This window comes from Paenibacillus mangrovi (assembly GCF_022898935.1).
GTDB classification, from domain to species: Bacteria; Bacillota; Bacilli; order Paenibacillales; family Paenibacillaceae; genus Paenibacillus_AQ; species Paenibacillus_AQ mangrovi.
The window spans coordinates 123,901-148,661 of record NZ_JALIRP010000006.1 but is presented as its reverse complement, the minus strand read 5'-3'; the positions used below and the strand labels follow the sequence as shown (position 1 = coordinate 148,661).

28 protein-coding genes are annotated in these 24,761 nt (G+C 40.1%); all 28 read right to left on the bottom strand.

The annotated features are described in order from the left end of the window. Positions 1 to 82: 82 nt before the first annotated feature. Positions 83 to 820 carry a hypothetical protein gene (locus MUG84_RS15925; RefSeq protein WP_244726378.1) on the bottom strand — a complete coding sequence of 246 codons (738 nt, stop codon included), beginning with the start codon at positions 818 to 820 and terminating at the stop codon, positions 83 to 85. Between the two features lie 181 nt (positions 821 to 1,001). Then, a complete protein-coding gene (locus tag MUG84_RS15920; RefSeq protein ID WP_244726376.1) occupies positions 1,002 to 1,991 on the bottom strand; it encodes a hypothetical protein in 990 nt (329 codons plus the stop codon). 607 nt (positions 1,992 to 2,598) lie between these two features. After that, on the bottom strand, positions 2,599 to 3,231 hold the full coding sequence (locus tag MUG84_RS15915; protein WP_244726374.1) for a pyridoxamine 5'-phosphate oxidase family protein: 633 nt from the start codon (positions 3,229 to 3,231) through the stop codon (positions 2,599 to 2,601). A gap of 166 nt (positions 3,232 to 3,397) precedes the next feature. Further along, a complete protein-coding gene (locus tag MUG84_RS15910; RefSeq protein ID WP_244726372.1) occupies positions 3,398 to 3,820 on the bottom strand; it encodes a VOC family protein in 423 nt (140 codons plus the stop codon). A gap of 324 nt (positions 3,821 to 4,144) precedes the next feature. Next, positions 4,145 to 4,642 (bottom strand): hypothetical protein, encoded by a 498-nt coding sequence (locus tag MUG84_RS15905; RefSeq protein ID WP_244726370.1) that lies wholly within the window; start codon positions 4,640 to 4,642, stop codon positions 4,145 to 4,147. A gap of 164 nt (positions 4,643 to 4,806) precedes the next feature. Then, entirely contained in the window at positions 4,807 to 5,463 is a 657-nt protein-coding gene (locus MUG84_RS15900; RefSeq protein WP_244726368.1) for a hypothetical protein, read from the bottom strand. 1,336 nt (positions 5,464 to 6,799) lie between these two features. Further along, the gene (locus MUG84_RS15890) at positions 6,800 to 7,357 is read right to left on the bottom strand and encodes an AAA family ATPase (protein ID WP_244726366.1); all 558 of its coding nucleotides are present in this window, start codon (positions 7,355 to 7,357) and stop codon (positions 6,800 to 6,802) included. 229 nt (positions 7,358 to 7,586) lie between these two features. Continuing rightward, positions 7,587 to 8,183 (bottom strand): methyltransferase domain-containing protein, encoded by a 597-nt coding sequence (locus MUG84_RS15885; protein WP_244726364.1) that lies wholly within the window; start codon positions 8,181 to 8,183, stop codon positions 7,587 to 7,589. Between the two features lie 386 nt (positions 8,184 to 8,569). Continuing rightward, the gene (locus MUG84_RS27665) at positions 8,570 to 8,695 is read right to left on the bottom strand and encodes an Imm26 family immunity protein (protein WP_425313231.1); all 126 of its coding nucleotides are present in this window, start codon (positions 8,693 to 8,695) and stop codon (positions 8,570 to 8,572) included. 231 nt (positions 8,696 to 8,926) lie between these two features. Further along, complete coding sequence (locus MUG84_RS15880) at positions 8,927 to 9,463, bottom strand: P-loop nucleotide/nucleoside kinase family protein (RefSeq protein ID WP_244726362.1); 537 nt, start codon at positions 9,461 to 9,463, stop codon at positions 8,927 to 8,929. A gap of 304 nt (positions 9,464 to 9,767) precedes the next feature. Next, the gene (locus MUG84_RS15875; protein WP_244726360.1) at positions 9,768 to 10,424 is read right to left on the bottom strand and encodes a DUF4367 domain-containing protein; all 657 of its coding nucleotides are present in this window, start codon (positions 10,422 to 10,424) and stop codon (positions 9,768 to 9,770) included. Between the two features lie 329 nt (positions 10,425 to 10,753). After that, on the bottom strand, positions 10,754 to 11,170 hold the full coding sequence (locus MUG84_RS15870; protein ID WP_244726358.1) for a hypothetical protein: 417 nt from the start codon (positions 11,168 to 11,170) through the stop codon (positions 10,754 to 10,756). Between the two features lie 707 nt (positions 11,171 to 11,877). Further along, complete coding sequence (locus MUG84_RS15865; RefSeq protein ID WP_244726356.1) at positions 11,878 to 12,351, bottom strand: hypothetical protein; 474 nt, start codon at positions 12,349 to 12,351, stop codon at positions 11,878 to 11,880. 422 nt (positions 12,352 to 12,773) lie between these two features. Further along, positions 12,774 to 12,869 carry a competence inhibitor ComI gene (comI, locus tag MUG84_RS15860; protein ID WP_227011709.1) on the bottom strand — a complete coding sequence of 32 codons (96 nt, stop codon included), beginning with the start codon at positions 12,867 to 12,869 and terminating at the stop codon, positions 12,774 to 12,776. Positions 12,870 to 13,191: 322 nt separating this feature from the next. Continuing rightward, a complete protein-coding gene (locus tag MUG84_RS15855) occupies positions 13,192 to 13,593 on the bottom strand; it encodes an SRPBCC domain-containing protein (protein WP_244726353.1) in 402 nt (133 codons plus the stop codon). Between the two features lie 234 nt (positions 13,594 to 13,827). Then, positions 13,828 to 14,436 carry a chloramphenicol phosphotransferase CPT family protein gene (locus MUG84_RS15850; protein WP_244726351.1) on the bottom strand — a complete coding sequence of 203 codons (609 nt, stop codon included), beginning with the start codon at positions 14,434 to 14,436 and terminating at the stop codon, positions 13,828 to 13,830. Positions 14,437 to 15,039: 603 nt separating this feature from the next. Further along, positions 15,040 to 15,549: a DinB family protein gene (locus MUG84_RS15845; protein WP_244726349.1), complete on the bottom strand. Its 510-nt coding sequence runs from the start codon at positions 15,547 to 15,549 to the stop codon at positions 15,040 to 15,042. A gap of 402 nt (positions 15,550 to 15,951) precedes the next feature. After that, positions 15,952 to 16,434, bottom strand: a complete 483-nt coding sequence (locus MUG84_RS15840) for a DinB family protein (RefSeq protein ID WP_244726347.1) — start codon at positions 16,432 to 16,434, stop codon at positions 15,952 to 15,954. A 265-nt stretch (positions 16,435 to 16,699) separates the two neighbouring features. Then, positions 16,700 to 16,846 carry a hypothetical protein gene (locus MUG84_RS15835; protein ID WP_244726344.1) on the bottom strand — a complete coding sequence of 49 codons (147 nt, stop codon included), beginning with the start codon at positions 16,844 to 16,846 and terminating at the stop codon, positions 16,700 to 16,702. A 461-nt stretch (positions 16,847 to 17,307) separates the two neighbouring features. Continuing rightward, positions 17,308 to 17,961 (bottom strand): lysozyme inhibitor LprI family protein, encoded by a 654-nt coding sequence (locus MUG84_RS15830; protein WP_244726342.1) that lies wholly within the window; start codon positions 17,959 to 17,961, stop codon positions 17,308 to 17,310. Positions 17,962 to 18,838: 877 nt separating this feature from the next. After that, positions 18,839 to 19,363, bottom strand: a complete 525-nt coding sequence (locus tag MUG84_RS15825) for a hypothetical protein (protein ID WP_244726340.1) — start codon at positions 19,361 to 19,363, stop codon at positions 18,839 to 18,841. Positions 19,364 to 19,581: 218 nt separating this feature from the next. After that, entirely contained in the window at positions 19,582 to 19,845 is a 264-nt protein-coding gene (locus MUG84_RS15820) for a hypothetical protein (RefSeq protein WP_244726338.1), read from the bottom strand. Positions 19,846 to 19,856: 11 nt separating this feature from the next. Then, positions 19,857 to 20,168, bottom strand: a complete 312-nt coding sequence (locus tag MUG84_RS15815; RefSeq protein ID WP_244726335.1) for a hypothetical protein — start codon at positions 20,166 to 20,168, stop codon at positions 19,857 to 19,859. 121 nt (positions 20,169 to 20,289) lie between these two features. After that, a complete protein-coding gene (locus MUG84_RS15810; RefSeq protein ID WP_342346123.1) occupies positions 20,290 to 20,754 on the bottom strand; it encodes a tyrosine-type recombinase/integrase in 465 nt (154 codons plus the stop codon). After that, the gene (locus MUG84_RS15805) at positions 20,748 to 21,203 is read right to left on the bottom strand and encodes a hypothetical protein (protein WP_244726333.1); all 456 of its coding nucleotides are present in this window, start codon (positions 21,201 to 21,203) and stop codon (positions 20,748 to 20,750) included. The genes MUG84_RS15810 and MUG84_RS15805 overlap by 7 nt, the downstream gene beginning before the upstream one ends. An 80-nt stretch (positions 21,204 to 21,283) precedes the next feature. Then, on the bottom strand, positions 21,284 to 22,816 hold the full coding sequence (locus tag MUG84_RS15800; protein ID WP_244726331.1) for a copper amine oxidase N-terminal domain-containing protein: 1,533 nt from the start codon (positions 22,814 to 22,816) through the stop codon (positions 21,284 to 21,286). A gap of 258 nt (positions 22,817 to 23,074) precedes the next feature. Next, positions 23,075 to 23,584, bottom strand: a complete 510-nt coding sequence (locus MUG84_RS15795; protein WP_244726329.1) for a GNAT family N-acetyltransferase — start codon at positions 23,582 to 23,584, stop codon at positions 23,075 to 23,077. A gap of 138 nt (positions 23,585 to 23,722) precedes the next feature. Then, a complete protein-coding gene (locus MUG84_RS15790; protein ID WP_244726327.1) occupies positions 23,723 to 24,568 on the bottom strand; it encodes an SDR family oxidoreductase in 846 nt (281 codons plus the stop codon). Positions 24,569 to 24,761 lie beyond the last annotated feature (193 nt).

Sequence of the window (24,761 nt, the reverse complement as noted above, 5' to 3'; positions counted from 1 at the left end):
GACCAAGAAGCGTCAGCGACGCAGCGTGAATACGGTGTTTATAAGAATATGGTGACTTCTTGAAACACTTGTAAACTTCATTTCAAAACTTGTATATATGTACATTTGTATAAAGTTCTTGATAAAGATGATCTTTTAAGATTTGTTCAAGATTATCATTATTATTTTGAGTGGTTGTATACATTTTTTCATTGTCCTGATAAGTATATGAAAATTGCAATTCATAAACTGGATAGGTAGATAGAAAATGTGCACCAGCTTCAGAACACTTTTCAGAAAATTCTTCCGTTGATAATTTTCTTTTCCCTTCCCAACCAATATGAACAACCAGTACCAGATCTCCGCTACTATTGTGAACATATTGAATATTTCCTTTGCCAAAATCTTTATAATAGGCATCTTCATCAATTGATTGATGAATAATATCGACTTTAGCTGTAGGAATAATTTCTCGAACCTTATCATTAAATTGATCTTCTGCATCAGCCTGTAATGCCCAAAACAAAAAGTCATCATCCCTTAAACCATTAAACATGTTTAGATCAACATAGAACTTAATTTTTTGTTTTTTATTTTGGGTATATACCGGAACTTTATACCAGCCATCTGAGATATTACTAAAAATACTCTGACTGGGCCAACCAATTCTCATATCCATATCATAATATTTCTTTTCGAGGAAACCTACTGCTTGTTGTCGGGCTACCCAATAAAAGGCAAGGTGAATCACTATTATTAGTGTAATAACTAAAACTATTAAACCAAATATCTTTTTTATTCTGATCACTACTTTCGCCAGTTTCTTATAACGTTGTTCCATTCACGACGTCTCACCGACTTAAGGCTCCGTCAGGAGCCGGCCACGATGGGGCTAGTCGGTACGGATGTGTCCATATAGCGTGAATTCGGTGTTATCGGATACGTTAATGTCGTCTTTGATACAGCAAACCACTTATTCTTTCAATTTGAAAATATGCTTCTTTCAACCACGGTGACTTAAGTCACGCTTTCTTCAATGAAAACAGAATATAGATCGTATCAATTTCATGGAATTCTTCCAAAACCCACGAGGTTTGGGTTACAATTCGCTGCAATCCCTCTGGCCCAAGATATCGGATTTGCACCCCAATAAACTCTGTAAATCCCAGGTATCCCGGATTTACATTCGCCCGATCGAAAATTAAGGAACCCGTGACCCGGGCGTCCGCCGGGGAGTTGGTAAAGAAATGGTTTAAATTTTCAATGATATCTGAATCCGAACCGTACTCAAAAAGCCCGCCCTCCGATGAACAGAGCTGAATCCAGCCGGATCGTTCCAAACTCATCTTTAGTAATGCCTCCGGTTGGCTCCAGTTATAATGAATGATATTGAGGGTAATGTCCAGGCCATGGAAGCGTTCTCCCGGCTGCTTCAAAACATCGATGCACCGTTTTGCGAAATTGGGTCCGTAGGTATCGATATCTAAAATGTTGATCTCAATCTTCCGTCCCTTGAGTAATTCCGAGTCCGATTCCTGAATTAGAATCAGGGTGTTGATACTGTCAGTGGCGGCCCCCCCAGCGATATTGAAGAAACAAAGGTTCCGTTCAGGGAATTGTTTGAGCTGGGTCTGTAAAAGTTTCGACTGGCGCCGGCAAAGATCCCTCAGCCTGATCCGAAGTCCCATGAAAGAGGTTTGCTTCACCGCCCACTTGTCCCGGAAACCTAATTTAATTCCCCGGCTTAAGTCGGGGCCAAGTTTGTACAGTAAGGTACGCATGCCGCTAAGATAGAAATCGTCAACATTCGACATTTTAACAAAGATGTTCTGGATAAAGCCAGGCATCTTCTTTAATGACTCAATGCTCCGGGCTGACTTGAGACAGCTCAAATGATACGCCTGTTCATCAATACTTGCGTTGAAAAGGGGATGAGTAATATCCAGTATCGGAAATTGAATATCATTCTCGAAAACCGCATAGGGAATTGGCTGATTTTGATCTGTATTCATAATTTTCACTCCACCTCACTTGAACGATGATTTTTATCTAACTAAAACCCAAAGCGAGCGTAATTGATCTTCCCGGAAGAATTCCGTGGTATCTGTCCTCGAATAGAACATTAATCCCAAAACTTCTTGAAACTTCAATTCTTACTTCGTTTGGAAATACAGCACTAATATCATGAAGGTAACCAGCAAGCTCTTCATCATATACTCTAGCTTCGAAACGTTTCGCATTTCCCCCTGCCGTTTCTCCTTCCTTTCTACAATGCTCTGCTGTCTTTTGATGCCCATTATGTATTAAAAAGTTATAAATATAAGCTTACTTATCACTTGTGAAATACAGACCTCTAAAACCTAATCATCAAAAATTGCGTGCAAAAAACCACCTCCAACTTCGAATCCCTCTTACACTTCTCCGCATTAATTTCAGATAACGTACTTGTATTCACGAAACGACCCAGCCTTAGATAGCTCTTATCTTAGGCTGGGTCATTTGTTGTCTGAGCTTCTTCCATGATTATACATACTGGCAACCAAGGGGCGATAGCCCTGTAACGTGAATTGGTGTTATAAGATGCCGGTGCCTTCTTCGAAATCACAAACAAGATATTCATTAATATAATCTCTTTTCGTAGCTTTCTTGTAACCCTTTCTTGATTACTTCTTCAGTATATTCAGATGAATTAACATGATCCGATAATATTGTTGGGATCGATGGCAGAGTATCAGCTTCCACCCATGACTTGTTATCCCATACCCTGGACCGCTTAAAAGCCTTAGCACAATGAATGAAGCATTCCTCAACTTCTACCCCAATTCCTAATATCGGTTTTGTATCTTTAGCTTTCATCTGTTCTAGAATTTTTTCATCTTTAATTACATAGGCTTTACCATTAATCCTAAGCGTTTCTTCCAGCCCAGGAATAATAAATATCATACCTACTCTAGGATTCAATAATATATTCCTTAATGAATCTATCCTACGATTACCTGGCCTTTCTGGAATAACTAAATGTTTTTCATCTAAAAGTAAAACTGATCCAGGAGCATCTCCTCGTGGAGATACATCACAAAACCCTTGATTATCTGAGGTAGATAAGAATAATAATGGTGAAATAGAGATAAAATTTCGACAATGAATATCTAAGTAATGTACTGTTTTCTTCTTAACAAGCTCACTTGGATAACCCAAAAGATCTCTAATCTCTTCTTCTGATGACAAGATTTCTTGAAAAGGACTTTTCATATAGTTCCTCTATTCTTCTTATTTTGGCAGGGTTGTCCGCCTGATTCCTCTTCCTCGAAATGCCTCAGGCGAACCGAGCAGTCGAAAGGCTACGATGCGTGAATACGATGTTTATCGGAAGTACTTGCCTTCTTTGTGATTCATACACTATTATGCTTTTATATTTCTATTTCATTCGTTTCATAATAGGATGGTCTTCGTTTAACTGCAATAAATCCCACCGGTTCCCATAAAGATCTTTAAATACAGCAACTATCCCATATGACTGTTCTTTAGGTTCTCTTACAAATTCTATACCTTTAGAAATCATATCGTTATAATCTCTCCAGAAATTATCAGTGTTTAGAAACAAGAAGACTCTCCCGCCGGATTGATTACCTATAAATGATTCTTGTTCTGGTTTCGACGCTCTCGCCAGTAAAATTGTTGTACCTACTGAGCCCGGTGGAGCAACTACAACCCATCGCTTATCTTGTTCGGGCTGATAAGAATCCTCTACTAATGTAAAATGAAGTTTCTTAGTATAAAAATCTATGGCCTCATCATAATCCTTAACAACAAGAGCGATATGGACTATTGATTGAATCATCTCTATTCTCCTCCGATTCTTCTTATATCAATAATTCGCAAGTATTTCCGATAACGTCTCTGTATTCACGAACCCGCGGCGTGAGTACAATGTTGAGATGGATTGTGCTATCTATGAGCTATCTAAAATTCACTTAGCAAACTATTCTTTATAATCATTAAATCAATTTCAGTATCTAATGCCAATTCAAAATTAATATTCCACCAATTATTTATTTAACTAAATAATTCTATTAAACTCCTTAAAAATCCAAAATACTTTTTGACATCAATACCTTTAGTAATGATATTAGTCATTTCATGAGTTAATTTATGTTAGGGGGAGTTAATGGCTACGTTGAATATTCCCCCATAATCCTAACTTTGATATTAATTCTAATTGTTTTGATACTTCTTCTTTGTATTTGTTGAATTCGTTAATACTTTGTTGAATATCTTCTTCCTTTTTTGCTTTCAAGTTCTCATCAAATCCCTTATAAGCCAAATCTAAATATGTCAGTGATGTTTTTATATTAATTTCTTCGTCACTCTGTGAAGGCATTGAGCGATAATAACCCAATAAGTATTCATTGTCTGCTTCGGTATACATAGATTCTGTTTCTACTTTCTTAATATAAAAATTTAAGACTTCAACAGACTTTATGTAAAACTCTTCTCTTACGTTAATTGGTGTCACTTTATTTGGTAAATAGCTATTTGAATTTTGTGACATACAGCCAAACAATGATAAAACTAATATCAATAAGCCGAGTACATAGAGCCACTTATTATTTTTCATTCTATATTCCTTTCTATTAATTTCACCTAACGTTCTTGTATTCACGAACCCTCACCACCTTAAACCTATAGGGCGGCCGCGATGCGGTTAGGTGGTGCAGGGTTGTTCGTCTGATTATGCTTACTGTATGCTGAATGATCACCGTTGTGATTTCGCTTCTTCTGCTTCGGACGGACCAAGGGGCGTAGCCCCTCAGCGGGGAAACGGTGTTAGGTGATGCCGCGTTCTTCCAGTAAATGCTCAATATGTTTGATGTATTTAGCATAGTCATTATAGGAATCGGCACTTGCTATTAAAGAAGTACGTTGTAAAAACTCTTCACTGGTTGAATCAATGTCTTTATAAAAATAGTGGTAGAAATCATTAATACTAACTGGTCCATTCGAATTATCAATAAATTTAAAATAATCCAGGATTTGAGGCTCAATTTCAACGTATTTCAAAAGTTCTAATTTTGCATCTTTCTTTTTATTTTTCAACAAATTTAATAACTCTATTTGATTTCCTACACTATTAACTACAAGTGCTTTAATAGCATCTAAGTCATATTGATTCCAATAATCATTACTAATAGAGATTGTGTTTAACTCTTCTTCTAACTCTAAAATAAATTCGAAAGGCCATTCAAAAATAAATCTACTGAAGAGATAATGTCTTACATCAAATAATTTTTGAGAAATTAATGCCTCTTTCATAAAAGGTATTAGTGGTTTTCCTATTGAGAATAAAAAATCAGCAAGCAAGTTAGCCTCAGGTTCACATCTCCAAACATACTCATCAAGCGCTTCAAATAGTTTTGGAATAAGGTCCGATATATGAGGATATCCTTGCACAATAATATTTTCTAATTCACTTCTTGTGAACATCTTACACCTCAGGTTCTTCGTTTTTTAACGCGGTTTCACCTAACGTTTTTGTATTCACGAAACGCCCCAGCCTTAGATAGCTCTTATCTTAGGCTGGGGCGTTTGTTGTCTGATCCTCTTCCATGATTATACATCTGACAACCGAGGGGCGATAGCCCTGGAGCGTGAATACTTTGTTATCGGATGTCCCCGACTTCTTTGAGACTCCTACGAATCAGCCCTTATCAGCCTTTAAATCAAATGTTAGATCCGGTATAAAATCTGGCTATAAATCAGATCTTCAAAATCAGATGAATATTTCGGTTCGGCAAAGTCGCTTGATTAATGGAGTTAGAGCCACGTTGTTCATAATATAGAGCCATGATGTTAATGATGTAGAGCCACTTTAGATTTAGGCTGTAAAAAAATTAATGCGAGTGGTCACTAGACTAACGGAAGGCACAACTTGATTGAAGCTTGACATAGAGAAGCTTTGCGAAGATGTAACTCCGTGTTACGATGACGCATAACACCATCCATCCATTCAAAAGTCAGTCAAACAAATTTTTTAACAAAGATCCATTGGGCAACATATATTAATCCATGACAATTGACTATCTCAATTGAAACGGAGGATGATTTATGAGCAACTCACTCATGTCCCAATATGCTTATACTGGCGAACCTTATTGGGGGTTACCGACGGTTACGGACGACCGACAGATGATCCCTCATCCCATACTTCTGGAGGCTAGACAAACTGCTCCAAATCAAATATTGCTTATGTACGATCAGCGAACTGATTTAGCGTCGGCAACAAATATCTCTAATTACTGGATTAGAAGCAATGCGGGGCCCGTTGGAATTGCAAGCGTTGGGATGGGCGAAGCAATTTCGCCTGCTAACCTAATACGTCCTGAAATGGGAATGATTACGCCTGTCGACAATTCGAAAACGAGATTTGTCATGACTTTTAGAGTAAACGCAATGACGGGCGTCCTATACGTTGTGCTTCCTTGTTTTGTTAACTTGGAGGGAAGATCGGGTTACGGGGGAGCAAACTGGGGTCCCTTCAGTAGAAATATGTTTATCGGAATGTAAATCAAATATTGAACTCCCGTTGATGCCGTCACTTTTTGTTGCGTTAACGGAGAACGATAATTGAATTGGTGCCATCATTTACTTGATGGCTTTCGTCATTTACACGGTGGCTCTATTTAATCAACACAATGGCTCTAATTCATTAACCAGCCTGAATCCACTTCTTCGAAATGCCTCTTAGCGACTGAGCAGCCGAAAGGCTTCGATGTGTGAATGCAGTGTTATCGGATGTCAGTGCCTTCCTTGAAATAGCCTATTAACTGTTCTCATTTGTTATTAACACTGCTTCATTATCTAATCTTGTCAATATTTCAAAAACTGTTTCTTCAGGTGTCATGTTTGATGAATCAATCCACATTCCAATTCGAGGTGTTTCATTTAGTAATACACTATTCAATGCTTCAACTGTCCAAACACCATATCCTTTCTTCGATCTAGTAGCTTCTCTAAGTGTTACAGTGTGCGTACTTGGACAAAGAACGACTACATACAAAGGACGGTTACGGACGTATGATATGAAGTCTTCTAACATTGGACCAATTACAACATCTTGAACTATTACAGAAAAACCTGCTTCAAAATAGAGATCTGCGGTTTGTGCTGCGATTCTATATCGAAGTTTCAATTGCTCCAACTCGACCTCTTCTGTATCCGGGTTTATCTCTCTTCGGTTATTAACAATCATTTTACGAAAGATATCCCCTCGTAAATGAACTGAGTTCTCAAGACGTTCGGCAAGTATTTGCGCCACTGTCGATTTTCCACTTGCCATAATGCCTGTGATTAAAATGATCTTAGGATGTTGATTTAACATATTACGTCACCACTTTCACTTTGACTTTGATATACATGCACTGATTTCCGATAACGTTCATGTGTTCCTGATGTCGATTCCCCTTAGATAGCTCTTATCTTAGGGGAATCGATGTATCTGCCTGAATTACGTCCTTGAAATCCCTCAGGCGGACCGAGCGGCGTCAGCCGTGAAGCTGGAACACTATGTTATACGACGCATGCTGCATCTTCGAATAACCTACAATATACTAATCTGTTCTTCTAATTTTCATACAATAAAAAGTGATACTCGGATACCGATCGTATTCTTCTAATCGTTCTAATTCCATATTCAAATCATGTAATACGCTTAATAGCTCTTCTTTCTTGTGATAATTGTTAAAATCCATATACATCAATTGTCCATTCGGTTTCATAATATCACTAATCTTCTCAAATGTTTTTCGGTATTCTCCAATCTCATTAAGTGCAGATCCAATCATTGTAACTAAATCATATTCCATTGAGGGAAGCATACAAGTTAAAAAATCCCCACATATTACAACAGATGAATTCGTGTGACCTTCTCTCTGTTGCCTGAACTCGAAAATCTCACAGATCTCCTGATCAATATCAATGCTTGTTAATTGGCCGTAATCTTTCAAAAAATATCCTAAAAAGTCATCCCATTCGCCAACACCAATACCAATATTGCAAGCTTTCATACCTACAAATACTTCAAAATTCCTTATTAAGAAGTCTCGTGTTTCGAAATCAAGATACAAACTTCTCGGTGATATATTCCACTGATAAGCTTCCGGTTCCCGCATATTCAAATAATATTGTAGAAGTTTTTGATCACTCATATACATCGCCTGCTTTGTTTAGTATGTTTTCATCGTTTCCGGTATCAACTAACAAAAGTCTTTATTTATGTTGTATTTTATATTATTTGTGCCATATATCAATCCCCATAATTCTATCGATTATATGATTTGAATCCCACACTGCGGTGATTTCTAGTTCCTCACATTCTTCTTTATTTGATGACCTAATCTCACCCTTGTGATATATAGAATAACCTCCAGATATAGAATCAATTATACAAGTTGGCGGTGGCAGGAATCCTCTTCATTCTCAAATGGCCGATTATCAACAACTACCCAATCGTCTCTTTTCAATGCATGATTATAGATACCGACAGTAAATTGATAATCATCTGTTTGAGGAGGAAGTTCTTCATGAGTGTTAGCTATATGTGTATATATTGCAATTGATGCATCATTATATATAATCTTCCAAAGGCATACTTTCCATTAGGTAATGGAATAGCATACACATCCCCGAGTTTTCTTCTTCTAATTTTTCTTTTTGTCATTTTTATCACCATGTTTTTTTATTCATTATATCCTTTAATTACTTTCATGCCTCAAAAATAAGTGAACGAAGTGAACGGGTCGCCAGACTTAGGTTCGCAGCGGTTTTCCGGCTGATTTACTTCCAAGAAATCCCTCTGCCGGACCGAGGGGCGAATGCCCCGAAGCGTGAATATAGTGTTATAGGATGTCAGCGCCTTCATTGAAGCTCCAACACGAATATTTCACTTTGATTATTCTTTTGCTTCTATGATAATTTCCCCTTCTCCAGAAGGTACTTCAAATCCATTGAGGAATGAAGATAATATTTCTTCTGTTATTGTAAATGCAGCATTAGCATCGAATCGCTGGCTCCGAATTCGAAGTCGCTCACGCAAATCATTAGGATGAACTTTTAAATAAATTAGTTTCCACTCTCCTCCTCCATCTTCAATAAGCTTTTTATATTGATTTCGTCTCTTCCGTTGCCAGAAACTAAAATCAATAACCACATTGCGCTTTTCATTCAAAAGATTTACTAGTTCATTACACAGCTTTAACTCGGCTTCAACTTTAAGTTGCTCATACACTTCGATTGGATAATCAATTCCGTATCGACCATTTGTAGCCCATATTTCTTCATCAATGGAGAGACGTACAAAGCCCCTCTGCTCTAATCGTTGAGCAAATGTTGTTTTTCCTGATCCAGCCACACCACACATCATTACTGCTAATGGAATGGAAACATCTGCTTGATTGATAAAATCATCTATTTCAAGATTTTCTAACACCTAAAATTCTCCTTTCATCCTTGAGTCAGGTTAATAATCTAAAGAATCTCCATAATATCTCTTAATAGAATTTTGCATATGATTTATTTGCGCTGATTTCCTATAACGTCTCTCGTATTCACGAACCCGAGAACCTTAAGCCCCAACGGGGCGTCCGCGATGCGGTTAGGTTCGCAGGGTTGTCCGCCTGACTCAACTTCCTTGAAAATGCCTCGGGCGGACCAAGAGGCGGATTCAGCCGACCCGTCGAGTGAATATGTTGTTATCGGATGTCAATGCCTTCTTTGAAATAACATATAGTGTTTTAACTCATTGATTCTGCTATCATTATCAGAAAGTCTTGAGAAATATTCCTTCCTATAAGTTCATATTGCAAGGCCTTCCCATTCTCATCTTCTTCGATCCAGATCAATTGCTCAGTTTCGATATTTGAGATATAAAATACCTCGACTCCTCGTATCTCTAATTGATTAACTTTAGAATTTTTGTTATCAGGCATTTGAATCCGACTTTTTGTTGTCCCAAATATGCTTAATTTATATGTACCGTTATCTGTTAGATAAGTGATACTGACGCCTACAAGTGTATTGTTAGGCTTGAGGTCTCGTACCACAACATTTTTTCCTGTCCTGTTACTTTCTTCGATCATTTCATCTATTTCATGCTTGTTTAAATTATCAAATCCATAATATACATGAATATCATTAACTACAGAATGAATTGGAAATCTTGGTTTCCACGGAATCAATTTATCTCTTAACATTTCATAGCCTTTATCCCATTCAATTGCGGCGTAATTTGTCTGTTGAGTAAACTTGTTATCTACTGCGTCAGCAATGTAGATCCCTTTTCCATCGCCTGGTCTTAATTCATGTATTATATTGTCGAGAATATTCTCATCTTGAAGGGATTGAATTTGAATCTTTCCAATCACATTTCCGCTTTTATTTTTGATTTCCATATCATTCGCTCCTTTGCGTCTATGATTAACTTTTTTGATAAATATCCATTGCATTGATTTCCGATAACGTTTGGCATTCCTGACGTCCAAACAGCTTAAGTGACCGTAGGGAACGGGTCGTTAGACTTAGCTGATTGAATGTATCGCCTGATTAATCTCCTTGAAAACCTTCTAAGCGATCAAGGGCGAATGCCCGCAGCAGGAATGCTGTGTTAACTGTAGTCTACGGCTTCCTGATTTACATTCGAGTTAACTTATATTTTTCAGATGTCTTTGATCTTCATTAGTTCTTTGGTCTTTACTTACACAACTCAATCTAAAGATGGGAATTATTGTCTAGTTACATTTTGAACAGGATACTCAAGCTTTGCCCATAACCTATTGATAATGTTGTCACTTTTTACTCTGCCCTTAAATCCGGTTGAAGTTTTAACCATCCCATTGTCATAGACATATATTAGTCTAGTACCATCTGTTTTATTAAATATGATTGAATAATTTCCGTCTAATGGCTTTGCATTATCGTTTGGTTTAATACGTCTTAAACTGTTTAATAATTCAGCAACATCTTGTTGTTTAATTATATTCATTACTTGAACTTCACTGTTATTAGTAGCTGAATTATATATTTCAACGTTAGCTACTTCATTAGGCTTAATAGATATAATGCTCTTTTCTCTAACTACAAAAACAAAAATTAGTAAAGCAACAATGCAAACAATTCCTACATAAAAATATTTTTTCATATTATATTCCACCTTCATCTTTAATCCAATTCTAAGCCAACCGAAACTTCAGGGTCTTTTCCTTTTTTGGGTTGCGGATTAGCCTCTAATCAATCGTTCTTTTTAAAAGACTTTCGTGCTCGGAGATTTCAGATAACGTTCTTGTATTCACGACGTCTCACCGACTAACTGCGCTAGCGCAGTTAGTCGGTGCGGATGTGTCCGCTGAAAATACTCCCCTGCCAATTGCTTCTCGCGTGCCGAGGGCCGACAGGCCTGGAGCGTGAATATAGTGTTAACTTATGTCTCTGACTTCTCGAGTTGCTTACAATATTCGCCCTTATCAAAGTCCTTATTTGGAATTGTATCCCATTCTATTTCTTATTTCACTACTTCTTTTAAACATAAAATATCCTGGTCCATTCCTTTCGACCAGGAGCATTACTTTATTTCAATCGCTTGTTCTATCTAAGTAACCCTTTGCATCTGGAACATTCTTGTTAACGACCTTTAAATGCTCTTATATCCGGAGATTTCAGTTAAAGTTCTTGTGTTCCTGAACCCGAAAGGCTTAAAGGAGCGAGAGCGACTGGGTGGCTGTGCCACTTAGCCTTGCAGGGTTGTCTGCCTGATATCACTTCCTAGAAATGCCTCGGGCAGACCAAGGAGCGGACGCGACGCAGCAGAAAAACGGTGTTATATGATGTGGGGGACTTCATGAAATACCTTCAGGAATTGTTTACTCTGTCTTGTCCGAAATAGAAGCCTTTAAGTTGTTCATCCAAAAAACATTTTAAGTTCTCTTGGTAAATAGAATACATCACTTGCGTACTCTTTATATCGGTTCTTGTAATGAATATACTTTCAAGGTTGTATTGAATCCGGATTTCTTTTTCTGACTTTAATCGAAATACTATTCCTGCACTAATATTAGATGGTATATGATTCAATTCTTTAATTGTTGAAGTAGGTACAGCATTGATCCAATCAGTAATATTCCTTATTTGTTCTTCTGTCAATTCAACTTCAATAAACTTAATATTCGGGATCGTTTCATGGGAATAAACTACCTTCGACATTTGTGTACTGGAAATTTGTTCTATAAGTATCTTTTTGTTCAGGTTTGAGTTGTTCGTCCATCCACTCCCGTTATATTGAAAAATAAAAAATACTAATCCAACTAATAAGATGACGATTATCATTGTTCTCGTGCTCATTAATTTGTTATTAATATCTCTTCCCCCATTTCATATAACGTTCTTGTGTTCCTGAACCCGAAAGGCTTAAAGGAGCGAGACCGACTGGGTGGCTTTGCCACTTAGCCTTGCAGGGTTGTCTGCTGAGTCCGCTTCCTCGAAATTCCTCGGCAGATCAAGGAGCAAAAGCGACGCGGCGTAGATACTGTGTTATATGATGGGGATGCCTTCCTTGATTTACTTAAATAAATCATTTATATCGTTTTTCAATATTGTTTTGATACATGTTTTTACATGTGTTATTATATAGTTAATAAAGACCAAGTGCGGCGAACACTTGGTCAGTACAATTGGCTTGGATAGGTATTCCCTTCTTAGTCAGTTAAGAACGAAAACCCACCTTCGGCTCGTAACCTTGGGGTGGGTTTTTACTTTCTCTTGTTGTTATTATTAATGTAAGTTAAAAGAGCAAGAATGAATGATCCAAATAGGAACATAATCGTTAATGCATCCTTAACTTCCATGGCTTCACCTCCTTTCGAAGGGAAACCAATGCCCACCCAAGATTCAATTGTAGTTATATTTTACCTTTATTTACATCTGCGTACAATTCTCACATTTATTTTTATTTGTTTTACAGTCTTTATCCTGCATCCCTGTCATATAACGTTTCTGTATCTACGAACCCGAGAGGCTTAAGCCCCCAATGGGGGCGGCCGCGACGCGGTTAGGTTCGCAGGGTTGTCGCCTGAAACCGCTCCCTCGAAATGCCTCTGGCGACCAAGGGCCGCAAGGCCCGCCGCGTGAATGCATTGTTATCTGATGGACAAGCCTTCCTTGAAACCACTAAACAATGTTCTTTAATTTTCCCAACACTTCTTCCCATCTTGTTTTCATTTCTTCCCGGTCCATTAAACTAGACAAATTCTCTTGATGAAAACTTATCGTGCACTTATCATTCTTTTGTTCTATTGTCCTAATCTGTAAAGTTGAAGCTCTTTCCCAATGTTCTTTCTTCCACGTCAATCTGATATTCTGGTTTTCATTTACTACTCTTATCTCTCCAGAGATTCCACTACTTGTAATATATTTATTTCCCACATTTAAATCATAAGAAGATAATTCTCCTAGCCAGATTTCCATTCCACTGCGTGACATTACCATTTGCCATGCATCTTCTAACCTGATTGGAAATGTTCTTCTTACTCCTACCTGATAGCCTACAGATTTTGTCTTCCCTACTTCCAATTCGAATCACCTCAAGAATTTATGGTTTTATGATTTGTTGCGTGTCTTTCAGATAACGTTCCCGTATTCACGAACCCTCACTGGCTTAAGGGGCGTATGCCCCGGGTCCGACGGACTTAGCCAGTGCAGGGTTGTCCGGCTGCCCACGCTTCCCCGAAATTCCCCTGCCGGACCGAGGGCCGAATGGCCCGATGCGTGAATATGGTGTTAGCTGATGGATACGCCTTCCTTGAACTACTTACTTACACTTTTTCCCTTAATCAACTTCTTAAAAGCAGTGTATTCTTTATTAGATCTTATAAAGTTTAATATCTCATTGGCACACTCATTCGATCTCATTATTTCAGTATTGAATTCAAGATCATATTCATTAAAGCAATACACGTTATCGTATTGTGAATTCGCTAAACCAACCATCCTGTCTCCTCTAAGTTTTTCTCTTCTAGCAAGTTCTTCCTTTGAACATTTAACTTCTACGAATATGACAGGGTGATCCGAAAATAATTCAATACAGGCATTGAACCATTTGTCATTACCTATAACAGAATCTACAACTACGTTGTTTCCCATCGCTGAAAATAGTTTTATTGTCGAGTAGTATAATGAAATCAACGGATTTAGAAGAATTTGATTTACAAATTGTCCATCCTCTGCACCATTTGTTTCAATACTCGGATATGTACTGTTAATGTAATCAGTATAACTATGAAATATCCCATTACAAAAATTATCAATTGATAAATGTTGAAATGGGATAGCCATTTGTGTTAATAGTTCATTAGATATGCTTGTCTTTCCAGAACTTGAAGTTCCATTAAGAAGAACTATAATCCCTGGCTTCAATAGAATCCGCCTTTCATAATTTTTATTTTTGCGTATCTTTCAGCTAACGTTCTTGTATTCACGACGTCCCACCGACTTAAGGCTCCTTCAGGAGCCGGCCGCGATGCGGTTAGTCGGTGCGGATGTGTCCGACTGAATATTCTCCCTGCAGCTGAAATGCCTCTTCGAAACTCTTCAGGCTTCGGTCGGACCCAGGGCCGCATGGCCCGAAGCGTGAATATAGTGTTATCTGAAGTCTCTGACTTCTTGAGCAAACCCAACCCAAATGTTCTTCCTATAGATCTTTATGATATTATAACCCAGCACTTCTATTTCTACCTTTATGAATTTTGTTTTTATAAATGAAAAAGAGCCGCGATAAAGAACGGGGTTAACCATCTGCTCGGACTCTCTCGAGTATAACTATGTTTACTAAAACAGTTTGAAAGTATTAATTCTAGAAATTTATTTCTTAATTGGTTTATTGGATCCTTAAACTTATCCGGAAGCCTTTCGTCTTGTCCTCTCTTCCTATCAGTCTATGAAGGGGGCGGGAAGGCGTGCCATAAAGTAAAGACGGAAGCCGCTTTATCCGCACGGTTTCCGTCCCGATCTTGCGGACGACTAACTCAAGTACCGATTTCGGATAACCCCCATGTGATGAAGTTCGTGTCCTGCGATTCCGTACGCGAGGGCGCGCGCCGTAATGCTTACGTTGTTGGCTGTGCCCTTGCGGGACCACGCCTCCGTCGGTAACCCGCGCAGCAGTGTGATCGTCGATTGCCGTACGGCCCGGTAGTCTTCGGCCAATTGCGCGGTTGTCCAGCTTCCGAAAGGAGGAATGAACAATTCCTGGTCGAAACCGGGCAGATGCGTCTGATCCCCTCTTGCAAATCGGAGCAGGCGGTAGGTCATGATGCGTTCACTGTCTGCGATGTGGCCCACGACTTCTTTCAGCGTCCATTTTCCTTCCGCATACCGATAGGCGCTCTGGCTTTCGGTCAACGATGCCAGCAGCTCGGTCATTTGCTTTTCCTGGGCGAGCAGAATGTCGATGATGTTGCCTTCCGGCACCAACCGGATATACTCGCCGGCGTCCCCGGCGTATTCTTCTTCTGACGGTCTTTGGTTCATGCGTAATCACCTTTCTATGAAGATATAGAAAATTATAGCACTATTCATAACTTTTGAAGCAATTGTTGCCATGAAATTAAAGCATTAGCCTGCCAAAACGGCAATATTATGATTCATTCCACAAAATGTAACTTCTTAGCGCTTTTGATCTTTAATATCATAAATAAGATGCTCTTTTCAATGCTCTACCGTTCTCAGAGATTTCAGTTAACGTTTGGCATTCCTGACGTTCAAGCAGCTTAAGTGATCGCAGGGAACGGGTCGTCAGACTTAGCTGGTTGAATGTATCGCCTGATTCCACTTCTTAGAGATTCTTCTTGGTGATCAAGGGCGAATGCCCGAAGTAGGAATGCTGTGTTATCCGAAGTAACCGACTCCTCTGAAATACCTACAATCGTTTTTTTAACCTATACTTATCAATTGTTTTTTAAGCAGCATTATCTGACCAATATGATATGCATTATGAATACATAAATTTGATACTACTCCCCACCAAGGAGCATTGAAATATGAAGGGATTTCTTTAATAAGTTTGAGATCTTCGCTTTCCTCAAGTGCCCTATTCCAACTATTAAAGACTGTTTCGAGTCTCTGTAAGGTCTTCTTCCACTCAAAATCATTTATTGTATGTGGATTCACGTAAAAAGTATCATCATTGTTTATTGAACTTTCTAATTCAAATTGTTCGACCTTATATCTCTCAAGCCACTTCTCATTCCAAAAAATGAGATGATTCACGATCGACCAAATTGATTGTTTACTTTCATTCTCCCATGCAGCTTGTGTAGCATTTAAATCTTTTAAAATTTCATGGAGCGGAATGAACCAACTCTTATCGTTATAACAGGCGTTTAATTGGTCTATGAGAATAGATTTATAACTCATCCTTGTACCTCACTTTTCGATTAATCTTTCGGTTATTTCGGATAACGATCCCGTGTTCACGACGTCCCACCGACTTAAGGCGACGAAGTCGCCGGGCGCGACGCGCTTAGTCGGTGCGGATGTGTCCGGCTGAATATACTTCCATGTAGCTGCCAATTACATCACTGAATTCTCATCTAACTCCAGCCGGACCGAGGGGCGAATGCCCCGAAGCGTGAACATATTGTTATCCGATGCCTCCGTCTTCCTGAATTAACCTTCAGTGTTATTCCCGCTGGTTTATTTCCTTCAACAATAGATCTAATCTAGAAATAATTCTTTCCTGATTTTCAAGTTGCTTTTTGTGAATGACATAGATACTTCCTTGTCCAAATAATAGCATTACTAAAATGACTATTATTACTACTCCCATAGTGATTTACTCCTTGTAATGAAGCGTTTTATTCTCAATTGGACAAAAATTCTTTTTACTTTTTGGAGTTATTTGAAGTTAATATTAATACTGCTCCAACAGCAATTGTAACAACGACTAATAATACTTGAAATATAACATCATCTTGATCATGTACACTATGTATAAGTCCATGAAGAGAAAAAAGTTCAACTATCAATAAGAAAATCCAAATAACAATATATAATGATTGTTTGCTTCAATTCATCATTGTCAACTCTCTTTTATTAGATTTTACGGAGGTTTCGAATAACGTCTTTGTATTCACGAATCCTCACTGGCTTAAGCGCGCAAGCGCGGGTCCGACGGACTTAGCCAGTGCAGGGTTGTCCGGCTGTTCACGCTTCCCCGAAATGCCCCTGCCGGACCGAGGGCCGAATGTCCCGAAGCGTGAATATGGTGTTATGCGCCAGATTCCAACTCTATTTTTTACTTTGGTATAAAAACTGAACTTCACCATCTAGCAAATATCGATATTCAAATAATTGCATTGTTCTTTCCCTAATTCTCTCCCGTATAACCGTGCCTAGGCTTACTGATCCTTGTGATCCAAGGTAACCATTATTAATAAATGTCTTCTCTACAAATTTTGTTTCCCTTAAGTGATACTGTAACCATTCTTTCTGCGATTCAATTAGTGCTTCTCTTGGTTCTCTATCCAACTTAGAAAGAAGCTTTTTATATATTTGATTCAACTCTTTATCCCAAATCTCTGTATATTTGCTTTCCAACGCCCCCCATCCCAATGTTGTAATAATCTCTTTGGAATTTTGAAATTCATTAAATTCCAGTTCATAATCATGATCTATAGGATTTCGAAGCATTTCATCATAAAATTCCCCACTCAAATCATAGGTCCCAATGCTCATGGATAACACTTCATTATTAGAAGGATCTGATTGACCTTCAGTTATTTCTTTCGATTCTGTTCCATTACCTGTACTCACTACATCAGGAGGCAGTTCAGAATTCATTATTGATTTAGTTTCGCTGTTCAAGGTAGTCGACTGACTAATATTTTGACAAGCTGAAAACACTATCGTTATAAAAAATAATGAGAGTATCTTACCTTTCATAAATTATCTCCTTAAATATTATCTTTAATATTTACCGGTAATGGCGCATAACGTTCTTGTATCTACGAGCCCGAGAGGCTTAAGGGAGCCCACGCGACCGGGTCCGACGGACTTAGCCTCGCAGGGTTGTGAGCAGATTCCACTTCTATGCTTCCTACATCTCGCGAACCAAGGGCAAAGCCCGCAGCGTAGATACGGTGTTATGTGATGCTCCCGGCTTCCTCGATATTGCAATCAAGTTGCCTTAATTCGTTCTTAATATTCAGATATCTTTGCGCTCCGAGCAGCAATTCACTGTATAAATACATATAAGTCCCAGGGTATCTGTCAAACTTTTTCCGGTGGTATTTCAATAAAAGTTCTACATAATCTTTATAGAAGTACAGACTCTTCTTTGTTTTCCTATTTACCTTAACCGTACTAATGTAATTCTTTAATTCAATGAGTTTCTTTTTTGTATATTTTAGAATATCCTTTATATCTTCCTCACTTAATAAATCATAGGTTTCCGATCTTGACTGCCAATGGTTATCAAATATTTCTCTCTGATCATTCAGTATCTCAAAGATAGGTTTTACTAGATTCAATTCATACTTTAACCGTCGTATTTTAAAATAGTTATAAATTCTTCTGGGAATGAGGTATCACCTCGATTCATTGTCTTTTAAAGCTCTTAGGGAGTTTCACATAACGTTGTTGTATCTACGAACCCGAGAGGCTTAAGGGAGCACCAGCGATCGGGTCCGACGGACTTAGCCTCGCAGGGTTGTTCGCTGAATCCGCTTCTCTGCCAATCTCATCTGGCGAACCAAGGGCCGAACGGCCCGCAGCGTAGATATGATGTTATGTGAGGTATGAGCCTTCTCTGAATAATCATTCAATTTATCTGTATTTTTAACTTCTCATACAGATCATGAACTATCTTCAAATCATGATTTAATACAATTACATTTCGTTTATCTTTAAAGTATTCTTGTTTTTTTGGAGTTGGGTATCTGCCTTCCCAATAGATTACATCAGTTAATCTCCCCAATATATGTTTTTCAGCATCATTAATTACGATATCTAATCTATTAATTTGTGATAAAAGATTATGATCAAATATAGGTTCTAAGTCTCTAGATATGTATATAGTCTTGATAAGCAATTCAAACGAATAACCTACCAAAAGCATATATGTCGAACTTATTTTGTCTATACTAACTGATAATCTAGAATCCATTGAAATGGATGTAATTTCATTCTTTAATTGAAGTTCTAATATATTTGCGCAATAAAATAAGTCTTCTGCTTTTACTTTCCAAGCATCTAGGGACTTACTTAATTCTTTATAGTCATACTCAGAGAACTTCATTCGTCTATTTAATTCTTGATGATCACAGAAAATTTCTATGTCGCTCATTTTATTTTATTTAATCCTTTCTTTAAAACCTCATATTTCACATAACGTTCTTGTATCTACGAACCCGAGAGGCTTAAGGCGCGCGCCGGGTCCGACGGACTTAGCCTCGCAGGGTTGTGAGCTGAATCCGCTCCACTGCTTACCCCATCTTGCGAACCAAGGGCAAAGCCCGCAGCGTAGATACGGTGTTAGATGGAGTCTTCGACCCTCAGTCCAGCTTACGGTAAATATCTCTGTATCACTGCATCATCCCAGACCTGTACTTCAATATATCTTTCAGGCCCTTTATCTCCATTCCTATTCCATTCTTGCGGCATTTCAAATTCTTCAATTACTTTAATTATCTCTTGCTTGGTATATACTTGTCTACGATATGGCTTATTATCTTGATACCTCATCGTTGGAAAAAGATCACCATATGTAAAACTAATTGCACTCTCTTCAAACTCATCTATGTTAATTGCTATCCAACTAGGGTTCATATACCATGTCTTTAACCAATCACAGGATATCCTAGTGTCATATAGTGCGGAAAAAATTTCTTTGGTTTTCCACCCTTGGCCATGAATTGTCCCCTGGCTATCCTCTCGAGATCTCTTCTAATTAGCATATAATCATCTGATCTCTGGCTTGCAAACATCTTTCCGTCCTGTTTGATTTGTCGTGAAACATCAAAAGCCTCATCAATTGAGAGGCTAGAAAGATTTCTAAATGGCCCTATATCCTTATCAAAATAATGATACAAAGTATAGCTCATGTGTATTGTTCCCTTTGGTTTTTTATATAATGTTCTCGAAGATTCCATATAACTCCCATTCTACGAATGTCGTAATTCCCTCCCTAGCCAGAGAAAATGCGACATTCGTTTTTTCCTCTTATAGAGTATGTTATGCGAATATTCCATTTTATTCAATCTCTTTCATCTCTTACATTCGATCCAACGGGCTTTGAATTCGGCGGATATCTCTGATGCTCACATGCGTGTAGATTTCGGTGGTTTTGGAACTTTCATGTCCGAGCAGCTCCTGGATATATCGGATATCCGTCCCCGCTTCCAAGAGATGCGTTGCAAAAGAATGCCTCAGTGTATGTACCGTCGCTTGCTTTTGAATTCCTGCCTTTTGCTTGGCTTTTTCGAAAACATGCTGGATCGTTCTCACGGTAATCGGCCTGCCATCCGTACCACCCGGAAACAGCCAGTTTTCAGGTCTTTCTATCCTGATATATTGCTCCATGAGCTTATATGCCGTTTGCGACAACAATGTATACCGATCCTTCCTTCCCTTGGCTTGGCGTACATGGATGGTGCCACGCTCTGCATCCAGATCTGGTACCCTCAGGTGCACAGCCTCGCTGATACGCAGACCTGCCGAATAGATCAACGTTAACACAGCGCGGTGCTTGATGTTCGTAATGCCTTTGAGAAGTACAGATACTTCTGCAGCTGAAAGAACAGCAGGCAGTTTCTTCTCCTTCTTTGGTCTTGCCCACTCTTTTGGAAAATCGGTTCGCCAGCCTTCTCCGTATTCGTGCTATACCCCTTCATCTTCAAAGCCTCAGTGTATATAACACGCCAGCGTTCTCCATGGGGAGATAACCTGCGCAACTGCGGAAACAGATCACGCATCGACTCATCCGTAAGAACCGGGCAGTTAGAGAACAATTCTACAAACACAGCAACAGATTCATCTCCCCCCGGTATGCTCCACTGCTTGATTTCCGGATGCCATTTTCGTCCATGAACGCTGCGAATACGGCGAATCCATTCCTTCTCAGGCGGCAGTATTACCCACAATCTGCCTTCAAAAGCATGATGAATTTGAATGTGATTTCCACTCATAAGTTCTCCCCTCCCACGGGACAAAAAAAGGAGACGGTTTCTCAACCGTCTCCAATTCTTTCGGAATATGCAGCTCTATATTATTTTCTTTCAATCGTCACAATTTGTTCTTGCTTATCCCAGTTTCCTTGCGCACCCAGTGCTTTCGTGATGAAACGCATCGGTACGTAGGAATAACCATCGATATTTTGTACAGGCAGGGCGAGTGTTTCGCTCACGCCGTTGATCGAAGCCTGCTTCGAGCCCATTTTCAGAACGATTTTGGAGCCTGTCAGGTCTTCGGTCAATGTGATTTGCTTGGTTGCATTGTTCCATTCGACCTTCGCATCGAGCTCATCCGCAACATATTTGAGCGGCACCATCATCGTATTTTTGATAACCACCGGCTCGTATCCTGAGTCATACAGCTCAGACGGATCTTCCTCCGTATACATCATGAAGGATTTGTGGGTAATATTCATGTCATCCTTCAGGAAACGGTACAGATCGGACTGACGGTCCACATGACGCAGCATCTCGCCTGGAGTCGCTTCGCCCGGATTCACATTCCAGATTCCTTTGGAGGTGTCTACCGCATGAATAGTGACAGGCTCGTTCACTTTCCATGTTTCTGCTTCGGAATGAACCTTAACCTGCTTCACCGGCAATTCCTCAATAGCAGGGATTTGTACGGTCAGGTCCATGTTTTGCTTGCGGATGTTAAGCTTGCTGTCGAGCATGAAATCGAGTGAAAGCACGGTATTTTTGCCCAAAATCTCACTCAGCTCCGGTGCTTCCTTAAACAGCTCAGCTACATTCTTGTCATAATCAGGAAGCAGCTCATTCAGCGCCCCCATCAGTTCATCAACGGCTTCATTGATATTCTTTTCTTTCTCTGCATCGCTTGGTGCTGCCGTCTCTTCCGGAGCTCCTGCATATGCTTCTAGAATCGGATAATACGTGTCGTACAAGCGGCTGATCAGCTGCTTCACGCCTTCCTTATCCTTGGACACACTGGTCAGGAATCCTTTGGCCAAGCCCACAAGCTCATCCCCGCGAATATCGATATGCAGCTTTTGCAGGGACAGCGACTCGCCGTTCACTTTCTCGTTCACTGGCGTTACTGAAATGGAGGATGGATTCGGCGCATGCTTCAGCAGAAATCCGAGAACATCCTTGTACGTTTGAATCAGACTTTCGTTGTTCATATTCGGACCCATAACTCCCAGATCCATATCTTCAAGCTCGAGCGGAATAGATACAGGCTGTGTCATGCCTTCAACCGATAGCGTCAACGCCTTTTTATCCATTGCCAGATGGAAAGGAAGCTTTTTGCCCTGAAGCTGAACGGATCCTTCCATTGACGCATGATTAGTATCCTGCATAATGGCCTGATCAATCGTCACGGAAAAAGAATTCAGCATCTCGATAACCTTACGGTCATCTTCACTCAACTTACCGTCTGTCGGAACCAACTGCAGGGACAAGGTCTGCTTGGACATGGACGATTTGACATCCAGTGTGCTAAGAACAGCCTTGCTCACATCCACGCCGCCGACTGCCTGACAGCCCGCGAGAAGTACCAGCAGCAGTGACAGCATTGCAGCCAGTCCCAGTTTAAAACGCTTCATCATAATGTTCCTCCTACTATACCCTTTTTCTTTTACCAAAATTTCTCGGAAATACCCGATTGAATATAGTATGCCAGTGCATGTCCGTTCATGTAAATACAATTTTTTGTGAATTCGGAATCTTCTTCTTCAATTGGTCATGATGCCCGCAAAAAAAACTCCAGTGCTGGCTGCTGCCGTTCACCTGGAGCTCGTTTCCTTCTAATGTTACCTATTCGAATAAATCACTAGGGTATGGCTTTATATTATGATTTCTGATACTTATGCCTCTATCTTTTTGCCGACAATCACCAGATCCCGTTCGATACCATCCAGCTCGGCCACTCCCGGCAGGAACCCCCAATCCTCAAAGCCGTATTTCCGCAGCAGCTTCAGGCTTGGATCATTATGGCCGAACACAAAGCCGACGAGCCGTTTAATTCCGAGTCTTGGGCATGCATCAAACGCCTTTTCCAGTAAAATACCTCCCACCCCCTTGCCGCGGCAAGCTTCCGACACATAGATGCTGATCTCCACCGTCGCATTGTAAGCTGCACGACCGTAAAAGGATTGAAAGCTCAGCCATGCCACCGTCTCTCCCTCCGACTTCATGACCCATAGCGGACGGTGATGGCTGTTATGCTCATCGAACCACTGCTGGCGGCTTTCTACTGTTACGGGCTCCAAATCCGCGGTTACTTTTCGTCCCGCAATCGTTGAGTTATAAATCGTTACAATCGCGGGCAGATCCTCCGCCTGTGCGTCTTCAATCGTGTAGTTCTCCCATGTCATGCTGAATGCAGTCCTCCTCGCGATAGTCCGATAGATTTTGTTTTCTATTGTATAGGAACAATCGCGGGAGCGCTATACGGCAGATTTTAGAGGCGTCAATGTCAGGATGCTGATGGATTCATCACTCTCTCCCTTCCATTATCTATCCTCGATCCCCACCTGCCTGCAGCTCCATTCCCATAGACGCTTGGCATCCTCCATGCTCTCGGCTTTGGCCGATAGCTGCTGCGGTTTGTTCTTGTAAAAATACTGCCCTGTGACCTTCTCCACTTCCGGAGCAGAAGCCAGATACACCGCCGTCTCCGCGCCCTTTTCTGGGGTCAAAAAGAATGGCTTCACCATCGCCAGCACCGTTTTACCAAAGCCCGTATCCCGGTTAACGCCGATCTGAGTCCCCACAGCCCCGGGATGAACGCAGTTGGCGGTAACATGTGTGCCTACCAGGCGGGAGGCAAGCTCCTTCGTAAACAGGATGTTCGCCAGCTTCGACTGGGCGTATGCTTTGGCCGGATTGAATCCGCGCATTAGAAATGGATCATCAAAATGGATTTTTCCAACTTTATAGGCACCGGAGGCTACCGTTACGATTCTTCCTTGACTCGATGCCAGCAGCGGATCTAGCAGTAGATTGGTCATCAGAAAATGTCCCAGGTGGTTGACTCCCATATCCATTTCGAAGCCGTTGGTTGTTTCCTGACGTTTGATCATGACCACGCCCGCATTGTTGAGAAGTACATCCAGCTTGTTGTAGCGCGCTGCAAAAGCCTTTGCAAACCCCCGAATACTGGACAGGCTGCCTAAATCGCAAAGCATCAGATGGATTTTATCTGAGCCGCTTAGCCGGATCGCCTCCGCCAGAGCTGCCTGCCCCCGCTGTTCATTGCGACACACCATCACCACTTCGGCACCCTGCTTAGCGAGCGCAACTGTGGAAGCCATCCCCATGCCGGAATTGGCTCCGGTCACTACCATCATCTTCCTCATCGCTATTGTTCCTCCCATCCCAAATTCCGTATAGGTTATGCAGGCTTTCTTATGATCATGATGCGGTCCATAGACGTTCTTATTTGTAATAAAACACTTCAGAGTCAAGAAATCAATCCATTTATTTCTAATTACAGACATGTTTTCTCAGTGAATTTTAATCTAATCCTATTATGATGAAGACATTGACTAA